The organism is Niallia sp. HCP3S3_B10, assembly GCF_052064465.1.
Classification (GTDB): domain Bacteria; phylum Bacillota; class Bacilli; order Bacillales; family Cytobacillaceae; genus Niallia; species Niallia hominis.
Genome location: NZ_JBQHVO010000120.1, coordinates 1 through 2,547 on the forward strand (window position 1 = coordinate 1; position 2,547 = coordinate 2,547).

Genomic DNA, 2,547 nt, shown 5'->3' on the forward strand with positions numbered 1-2,547 from the left:
AAAATAATTCAAAGTCAACTTGAACAGTGGATCGCTGGCCTTCCTAATTATATCAAGGCTTATTTGCCGATATCACTCTGCGAAAGTTGAGTTAGTATATAAAAGTTTTTCTGATGATTTGTCGCATATTGATATACTAATATATATCCTACTGGAAGAAAAGAACCTGTAATATTTAACGCATTAGGAACAAGCGGAAATAGAAAGTATGTATGTGTTAAGAAATTCCCTCTGCTAAGAGTAAGATCTATGTATGCCCAAAGTAAATGAACAGTATAGCCAAAGAACAATATTTCAAATAATCTTCTTCTATCAATAGCTATAAACAGAATGATTAATGGGAAAATTAAAGAAATAACAATGAGCCAAAATTGCCATGTCGTATAATCCGAAAATTTATCCCAATAAGAAATGTATAAAGAATGTAATATGTCATTCTGTTCATTAATTTTTTCCCAAATTTCTTTGTAGTTCACTTCATTCATCTCCTACTTAAAGTTTCCATTATAAGAGGGGGGTTAGTAACCATCTTCATAATAAGGTTAAAAAAATTGTTTCCTTCACTAACCAACAAATTATAATGTTCCTCCTTAAATAGTTTGTACAATATATCGACAAATACTCATAAATAATGGAATTGCTTATATAACTTGCAAGTTTGTCTTAAAAAGCAAAAGCCAAGCGTTTAATACACTTGGCTTTTAAAAAAATACCCTTAGAGCTCAGATTTAAGTTTTTTTATATAGGGAGGAATTACATTTTCACGGCTACAATTGTGACAATAGTATTGCTTTACCATGTCATCACATAAGTACGTTTTTAACACAAATGCTGGAATACGTTGAGGCAATCCACAATGCTGGCAGAAAAATACGTACTCACCCTTTTTCTTCATGGACCTCACTCCATTCATTCATTTTCCATGCTTATTCGATTCCATTGCTGCCTATACTTTTAAACAATTTGCCTTTATCCATTATTATTTACTTCCATTATACTCCTAAAATGAATGTAGTACATGATTAGCAGTACATAATTTTATGCATCTTTTCCCTATATTAGAATTATATTACTTGATTCTCTTCCCATTCTTCCCTTAAAATTCCCATACGAATTGAATCATAGTATACTCCATTATAATAACGGCACTTTCTCATTCGTCCTTCCATCGTCATACCAAGCTTTTCTCCAATCTTAATCATCCGCTCATTGCCAGACCATGTTGTATACCCGACCCGGACTAAAGGCATTTTCTTAAATAAATGGTCGATCCAAAGCTTTATTACTCTTGTTCCATATCCACCGCTCCAATAATTCGGAGCATAAATAACAATTCCCATCTCTAGCCATTTGGATGGCTCATGTTCCCAATAATAGCCGACAGTGCCAATCAACTCTCCTTCTACAACAATGGCCCAGTAATCTTCTCTCTCTAGGTAGCGGTCCTTTTTTGTTAAGAATTCTTCGTAGGTTATCGCTTTATGTGCATAATACGGAGCATCCCATTTTTTCCATTCAGGTGACTCCTCTTTGAATGCCAATGTCCAAAGACGATGGAGATCCTCCTCTTTAATTGGTCTTACTATCAATTCTTTATCTTGATACAATGTTACCAGCTCCTCTCTCTTCATTACCTCCAATGGATCGCTCAATCGATGACAAACTCCAGATTATGATGATTACTTGAATGTCGACTTTTTTTCCACGCCATCTTATTATTTTCTTTCCAAAAACTAAATTTGAATTCTATACCACTTCAGGATTTAAGGTCGTTCTAGTTGCTACCATCTAAAAGAACCGTCCGTTTGTACCCTTACGTTTTATTAAAGATGTACAAATGTATCCAACAAGTAATCCCAAAACTACTCCCATTCCATCAATAATAATGGCGTCCTGCCAATGTCCTGTTCTACCAGGCACAAAGCTTTGATGCCATTCATCTGAGATTGCATAAAGGAGGGCAAGGGCGCCACTTATTACATATACCCATTTTCGTTCTACCCTTGTATGCATGAGTGTTATAAAAAGAAGAAGGCTTAATAAACAATAGCCGATAACATGTCCTGCTTTACGAAATAGAAATTCTATAAAGCCATATGGATCTGCATCAGTGGAAACAATCTGACCATCGTACTCAAATTGAATAGATGGTAATGGGATATTAGAAAGATCCACTTTATCTCGTAAAAATGGCTTAATATCTTGTTCCTGATATGGCATATGGGAGATGAAAAAAATAACGAGCATAGAAGCAATACAAATAAACACTAATAGATAAAATCTTTTTTTACGGGAAATTTTCAGGGGCAATTTACATTCATTCCTTTTTATATAATCGATTTTCAGCCATTCACTTTATTAAAAAATTGTAAAATTTAGTGAAATAGTAAGATGTTTTTTCCATTATACAATTATTCTTCTAGTAAAGAGTAGCATTTTTTTCCTTCCTTTCTTATTTGAGTTAATTTCATAATTCGAGCTTTTAAAGAAACACAGACTTACAGAATTTTATCTCCTATAAAATTTTTAAGCTGCTTGTTGCTTACT

The 2,547-nt window shown here is 33.6% G+C and carries 3 protein-coding genes; all 3 read right to left on the reverse strand.

The genetic code is table 11. The features are described from left to right. Positions 1 to 59: 59 nt before the first annotated feature. The 3 genes from ACTNDN_RS24590 to ACTNDN_RS24600 all read right to left on the reverse strand — a co-directional run bounded on the left by ACTNDN_RS24590 (position 60) and on the right by ACTNDN_RS24600 (position 2,310). Positions 60 to 476 (reverse strand): hypothetical protein, encoded by a 417-nt coding sequence (locus tag ACTNDN_RS24590; RefSeq protein ID WP_349204638.1) that lies wholly within the window; start codon positions 474 to 476, stop codon positions 60 to 62. A gap of 588 nt (positions 477 to 1,064) precedes the next feature. Next, entirely contained in the window at positions 1,065 to 1,607 is a 543-nt protein-coding gene (locus tag ACTNDN_RS24595; protein WP_031537246.1) for a GNAT family N-acetyltransferase, read from the reverse strand. Positions 1,608 to 1,788: 181 nt separating this feature from the next. Further along, positions 1,789 to 2,310 carry a VanZ family protein gene (locus tag ACTNDN_RS24600; protein WP_349204639.1) on the reverse strand — a complete coding sequence of 174 codons (522 nt, stop codon included), beginning with the start codon at positions 2,308 to 2,310 and terminating at the stop codon, positions 1,789 to 1,791. Positions 2,311 to 2,547: the final 237 nt, after the last annotated feature.